Below are 7,007 nucleotides of genomic sequence, written 5' to 3' on the forward strand. Positions count from 1 at the left end.
TTTTGTATATACATGTCGGAGAAGATGTGATGCTGAGAACAAATGAAATTATTGCAATTATTGATAAAGCATCCATCCAGAATTCTGAAGAAATGCATTTATTTTTACAAAAACGCAAAAAACAACTTCAACAATTAGGGAAAAGCCCTTATAAATCTTTGGTCGTTACACAAAATCATATCTATCTGTCTCCATTAGCATCAGGAACGCTAAAGAAAAGAGCTATACTAGAGAATACATATGATCTTTAACCATGGCTCTTTTCGCATACTTTGTCACTGTGGCATACCAAAAAGGATGGAAACACTCTTTTTTTCCTCATTTCGGGCTAAAAATGATGCGAAAAGATGCCCGAAGTCAATCTTTATCACGAATTAAGGGCTAATTCGAAAAGCCACAATCTTTGCGATAACAGCCTTAACCATAAAACAATACCTTTCATTTTTGACATTTAAATTCAATCAAAATGAGAGTTTATAACTATAAAGTACTAGTATAAATCCATGCTAAAAATTAGATAAGTCATGTTTTAGAAAGTGTAGGTGAACCCACTTGACTATAGAGAATAAACAAGTTCAAGAGCAATCATATGATGAAAATCAGATTCAAGTATTAGAAGGGTTAGAAGCCGTTAGAAAACGTCCGGGAATGTATATAGGATCTACTTCTGGTAAAGGTTTACATCACCTAGTTTGGGAAATCGTTGACAATAGTATTGACGAAGCTTTAGCTGGTCACTGCGATGAAATACAAGTCATTATTGAAAAAGATAATAGTATCACGGTAAAAGATAATGGCCGTGGTATTCCAGTGGGGATTCATGAGAAGATGGGTCGACCAGCAGTTGAAGTTATTATGACTGTTCTTCATGCTGGAGGTAAGTTTGGTGGCGGAGGCTACAAAGTCTCTGGTGGTCTCCATGGAGTGGGTGCATCCGTAGTAAATGCGCTCTCTTCTGTATTAGAAGTATACGTCCACCGTGATGGTAAGGTGCATTATCAACAGTTCGAAAAAGGTGCCCCTAGTTTTGACTTGAAGGTCATCGATGAAACGGACATAACGGGTACAATTATTCATTTTAAGCCAGATACAGAAATTTTCACCGAAACAATCGTTTATGAATTCGATATTCTTGCTAACCGTATACGAGAGTTAGCGTTCTTAAATCGAGGAATTAAAATTTCAATTGAAGATAAGCGAGAAGATGGGAAAAGAAAAGACTTTTTCTATGAGGGTGGAATTAAATCATATGTTGAGCATTTAAACCGCTCTAAAGAAGTTATTCACGAAGAGCCTATCTATATTGAGAGTGAACGAGAAGGAATTACAGTTGAAATTTCAATCCAGTACAATGATGGATTTGCCAGTAATATCTACTCTTTTGCAAATAATATTCATACGTATGAAGGTGGTACGCATGAATCCGGATTTAAAACTGCTTTAACGAGAGTGATTAACGACTATTCTAGAAAAAGCAATATATTCAAAGATGCGGATAGTAATTTATCTGGAGAAGACGTTCGTGAGGGAATTACAGCTATTATTTCAATTAAACACCCGGACCCTCAGTTTGAAGGGCAAACAAAAACCAAATTAGGAAACTCAGAAGCTCGTACGATTACGGATTCGTTATTCTCCGAGCATTTTGAGAAATTCTTGTTTGAAAATCCAGTGGTAGCAAGAAAAATCGTGGAAAAAGGACTCATGGCCGCTCGTGCTCGAATGGCTGCGAAAAAGGCAAGAGAACTAACTCGTAGAAAAAGTGCGTTAGAAATTTCAAGTTTGCCTGGAAAATTAGCGGACTGTTCTTCACGTGATCCGAAAATTAGCGAAATTTATGTCGTAGAGGGTGACTCTGCTGGAGGTTCTGCAAAACAAGGAAGAGACCGACATTTCCAAGCAATACTTCCACTTCGAGGGAAAATTATTAACGTTGAAAAAGCACGCTTAGATAAAATTCTTTCTAATAATGAAATTCGAGCGATTATTACAGCATTAGGCACAGGTATAGGAGAAGATTTTGATATTGCGAAAGCAAGGTATCATAAAATCGTCATCATGACGGATGCAGATGTCGATGGTTCTCATATTCGTACGCTATTACTCACGTTCTTTTACCGCTATATGAGACAAATCATTGAGGCGGGCTATATCTATATTGCCCAGCCGCCATTATATAAAATTCAGCAAGGTAAAAAAATAGAATATGCTTACAATGAGCAGCAGTTAGAAGAATCTTTAGCGCAGCTTTCCCAAACACCTAAACCAGGTATCCAACGTTACAAAGGTCTAGGAGAAATGAATCCCGAGCAACTTTGGGAAACAACCATGGACCCTGAAACAAGAACACTGCTTCAAGTCAGCTTAGAAGACGCTATAGAAGCAGACGAAACCTTTGAGATTTTAATGGGTGATAAAGTAGAACCGCGTCGAAACTTCATCGAAGAAAACGCAATCTACGTAAAAAACCTGGATATCTAGAAAAGAGGAAGTGGCTGTTTAGGGAAGGTAGGCATCTGTCAGAACACGAAGTGAAGCCTGCTTCACGTAGTGGGCTGACAAATGCCCGAGTCCCTAGCCACCGAAACTGGACAAAGAAAAGCGAAGGCGACTGCCCTGGGGCGTCAGGCAAATGACGCAACACAGAGGAAATCCAGATTTCCGGCGGGTTGTGGCATTTGACCCAGAGCCCCAAGGAGCCGTAGCTGGACAAAGAAAAGCGGAAGTAGCTACCCAACGCTTAAACTGATGTAATACACTCATATAAAAAACAGGATAGATCGAGTTCTATCCTGTCTTTACATATAAGAATCCATAGAAAAAATTCTATAAAATGTGATAGCTTTACTTGAAGGAGGTTCACCATATGTCCGAAACACCAAATTCCAGAGTGAAAGAAATAAATATTAGCCATGAGATGCGGACATCCTTTCTGGACTATGCCATGAGTGTTATCGTTTCAAGGGCATTGCCAGATGTGCGCGATGGTTTAAAACCTGTTCATCGCCGAATTCTTTATGCAATGAATGATTTAGGAATGACGGCTGATAAAGCATATAAAAAATCTGCCCGTATCGTCGGCGAAGTTATCGGTAAGTATCATCCCCATGGTGATTCGGCTGTATACGATACGATGGTAAGAATGGCGCAGGATTTTAACTATCGTTATATGCTTGTTGATGGACACGGGAATTTTGGTTCTGTTGACGGAGATGCAGCGGCAGCTATGCGTTATACCGAAGCAAGAATGTCCAAAATTTCAATGGAATTAATACGTGATCTTAACAAGGATACAATTGATTATAAAGATAATTATGATGGTCAAGAAAGAGAACCAGTTGTAATGCCCTCACGTTTTCCTAACTTATTAGTAAACGGAGCTTCTGGGATTGCTGTAGGTATGGCAACTAACATTCCGCCACATCAACTAGGAGAAGTTATTGATGGTCTTTTAGCCGTGAGTAAAGATGAGGATATTACTATCCAAGAATTAATGGACTATATCCCAGGTCCTGACTTCCCAACCGCGGGTCTACTTGTTGGAAGAAGCGGCATCCGTCGTGCGTATGAAACAGGTAGAGGTTCAATCATTCTGCGAGCTAAGATAGAAATTGAAGAAAAAGCAAACGGGAAAGAAGTTATCATCGTAAGAGAAATTCCTTACCAGGTTAATAAAGCAAAACTAATCGAAAAAATAGCAGATTTAGTTCGTGATAAAAAAATTGATGGAATAACCGATTTACGAGATGAGTCAGATCGTAAAGGGATGCGTATTGTTATTGAAGTTCGTAAAGATGCGAATGCAAATGTGTTAATGAATAATTTATATAAACAAACGGCTTTACAAACAAGCTTCGGAATAAATCTATTAGCACTAGTTGATGGACAGCCGAAAGTACTAAATCTTAAGCAAGCACTCGTACATTACTTAGCTCATCAAAAAGTTGTTATTCGTAGAAGAACTGAATTTGAACTAAGAAAAGCAGAAGCTAGAGCTCATATTTTAGAAGGACTGCGAATTGCGCTAGATCATATCGACGCAATCATTGCTCTTATTCGTGGTTCACAAACGGCAGAGATTGCCCGACAAGGATTAATGGAGAATTTCTCTTTATCTGAAAAGCAGGCTCAAGCTATTCTCGATATGCGTCTCCAGCGTTTAACGGGCTTAGAGCGTGAAAAGATTGAAGAAGAATACCAGCAACTTGTAAAGCTTATCGCAGAATTAAAAGCAATTTTAGCGGATGAAGAAAAAGTATTAGAAATTATTCGTGAAGAATTACTTGAAATTAAAGAGCGTTTTAATGATAAGCGACGTACAGAAATTGTCGCAGGTGGGATTGAACATATAGAAGATGAGGATCTGATTCCACAAGAAAATATCGTTATTACTTTAACGAATAAAGGATATATCAAGCGATTACCAGTTTCAACTTATCGTAGCCAAAAGCGTGGCGGTCGCGGAGTACAGGGAATGGGGACAAATGAAGACGATTTTGTTGAACATTTAATCACCACCTCTACACATGACACGATTCTTTTCTTTTCTAATAAAGGAAAAGTCTATCGAACAAAAGGATACGAAATTCCAGAGTATAGTCGTACCGCAAAAGGGATACCGATTATCAATCTTCTTGGCATCGAAAAAGATGAATGGATTAAAACCATCATACATGTAGAAGAATTTGTTGAAGATTGGTATTTAACCTTTACAACACGTCAAGGAATCACCAAACGAACTCCATTAACTGATTTTGCAAATATCCGAACGAACGGATTAATTGCTATTAACTTACGGGAAGAAGATGAATTAATTTCCGTTAAAATGACAGATGGATCGAAACATATTATCATTGGAACACAAAAAGGGATGCTAATTCGTTTTGTTGAAACAGATGTCCGTTCAATGGGAAGAACTGCTACTGGAGTAAAAGGAATAAACTTAGACAGTGATGATGAAGTGGTTGGTATGGAAATTCTTGAAGAAGATAACAATATCTTAGTTGTGACGAAAAATGGGTACGGGAAACGAACACCTGCATCGGAATATCGAATTCAAACTCGTGGTGGAAAAGGCTTAATTACTTGTAATATCACGGAAAGAAATGGGGAGCTTGTTTCAGTTAAAACAGTAACTGGAGAAGAAGACTTAATGTTAATTACTGTACACGGGGTATTAATTCGTATGGATGTGAACGATATTTCCACAACTGGAAGGAATACTCAAGGTGTTAAACTCATTAGTTTGAAAGAAAATGAATATGTGTCTACTGTGGCGAAGGTAGAAAAACATGAAGAAGAAATAGAAGAAGTAGAAGAAATAGAGGAGTCTTCAGAAGAAGATTCTGAATAAAAAAGAGGAGTACCTAAAAATTTTAGGTACTCCTTTCTTTTATTTGGGTTATTTTTTGCGAAATTTGTGGCATTCGTATCAGTTCATTTGCTACGATAAACCTTTGTTTCGGGTTTCATTTTGTCTATTTCTGATGGGAATCAACAGTGAAATGGGGAATTTAATCCTAAATCAGATAAAATAGCGACAAAGTATACGAAAAGAACCTTTATTTGTTAAAATAAAGAAAATATATTCTATTTCTCAAACGGAGGGTTTAGCGTGAAGGTTAAGATAGCCAATCTAGAAACCGGCTGTATTTTAGCAAAGGACGTAATGGGATTAAGTTCTTTTCCAATTATTCCGAAAAGTACAGTTCTTACTAAACAACATCTTCACGTTTTACAAGCATTCTCAATTGAGGATGTAAGTGTAGAACGAGTGAAAATAGATGGGAGTTCTTTTCATCCAAGGGAAATGATAGAACATGATAATCCAAGAGAAGATAAACTAGATGAAAAAACAGACTTTATTAAGCATTATTACGAAGTCGTTCAAGAATATAAAAAAGAGTTTATTTCATGGCAATCGGGTGTGCCAATAAACATTGCAAGAATCAGAGGGTTATTCCTACCTTTATTTCAGCATATAGAAAAAGATACGGAGCCTATTTATACAATCACGCATCACACAACAAAAGACGATTATGTGTTTCATCATGGTATTGCAGTAGGTCTTATTAGTGGTTTGATAGCCAAAAAGCTAGACTATGAACAAGGAATTTATCTTCAAATTGCATTAGCAGGACTTTTGGCTGATTGTGGAATGGCGAAAGTATCGCCGAGAATATTGTTTAAAAAAACCTCGCTTACTCAAAAAGAATTTGAAGAAATTAAACTACATACTATTAACAGTTATCAGATGGTTAAGGATACTCCTTTTTTAAAACCCGAAGCCAAACTTGCCATTTTTCAGCATCATGAGCGAATGGATGGCAGTGGTTACCCACGTTCGGAAGAAAACGAAAGGATTCATCCCTATTCTCAAATTATTGCGGTAGCGGATATGTTTCATGCGATGACTTCAGAAAAAAATTATCGAAGTAAGCAGTCTCCACTTAGGGTATTAGAGATGATTAAAGAAGATAGCTTCGGTAAATTTAATATTACAGTAGTAAATGGCATTCTGTCCTTGCTAGGAAATTTACCTAAAGGCACGGTCATTCGTTTAACAGATGGACAAGTAGCAGAAGTGATTTTCACCAGAATAGAAGAACCAACTAGGCCTCTAGTTAAAATAAAGGATACCGAACAGATTGTTGATTTGATAAAAGAGCGATCACTTTATATTGATACTATTATTAATTTCAATTATTAATAGTTTGGTATTTCTAATTCAAGGGAATTTTAGTCAAATACTTGAAAAAAGTTATGTTTGGTTCCTTGTTGAATGGCTTATTAGGATCTAAAGTAGGTTCATCATTACAGATTTCCCCGAACGGGAAAGCCCACTCGTTTAGGTGTGGGATGAAAGTGAGGTCAGATACGGTGTAGCTTCTGCTACGTTAAGTATCTGAAATACTCCACTTTTTTGTTGCAGTAAACAATATTTAAACGGATAAATTAAAACTATGGATGAATATAGAAGAACTAAAACTACTGTCTCATTAATTAAT

At 37.1% G+C, this 7,007-nt stretch carries 4 protein-coding genes; all 4 read left to right on the forward strand.

Going from position 1 to position 7,007, the window contains the following annotated elements; genetic code table 11:
* The first annotated feature begins 2 nt into the window (after positions 1-2).
* The 4 genes from remB to U8D43_RS14690 all read left to right on the forward strand — a co-directional run bounded on the left by remB (position 3) and on the right by U8D43_RS14690 (position 6,709).
* Positions 3-251 carry an extracellular matrix regulator RemB gene (gene remB / locus U8D43_RS14675; protein ID WP_335871929.1) on the forward strand — a complete coding sequence of 83 codons (249 nt, stop codon included), beginning with the start codon at positions 3-5 and terminating at the stop codon, positions 249-251.
* Between the two features lie 307 nt (positions 252-558).
* Complete coding sequence (gene gyrB / locus U8D43_RS14680; RefSeq protein ID WP_335871933.1) at positions 559-2,481, forward strand: DNA topoisomerase (ATP-hydrolyzing) subunit B; 1,923 nt, start codon at positions 559-561, stop codon at positions 2,479-2,481.
* Positions 2,482-2,866: 385 nt separating this feature from the next.
* Complete coding sequence (gene gyrA / locus U8D43_RS14685; protein WP_335871930.1) at positions 2,867-5,353, forward strand: DNA gyrase subunit A; 2,487 nt, start codon at positions 2,867-2,869, stop codon at positions 5,351-5,353.
* 261 nt (positions 5,354-5,614) lie between these two features.
* Positions 5,615-6,709: an HD-GYP domain-containing protein gene (locus U8D43_RS14690; protein ID WP_335871932.1), complete on the forward strand. Its 1,095-nt coding sequence runs from the start codon at positions 5,615-5,617 to the stop codon at positions 6,707-6,709.
* The last annotated feature ends 298 nt before the right edge of the window (positions 6,710-7,007 follow it).

This window comes from Bacillus sp. 2205SS5-2 (assembly GCF_037024155.1).
In the GTDB taxonomy this organism is placed as follows: Bacteria; Bacillota; Bacilli; order Bacillales; family Bacillaceae_K; genus Bacillus_CI.

Coding starts and splice junctions, on each gene's coding strand:
- gyrA (WP_335871930.1), top strand. CDS start 2,867: ATGTCCGAAACACCAAATTCCAGAGTGAAAGAAATAAATATTAGCCAT.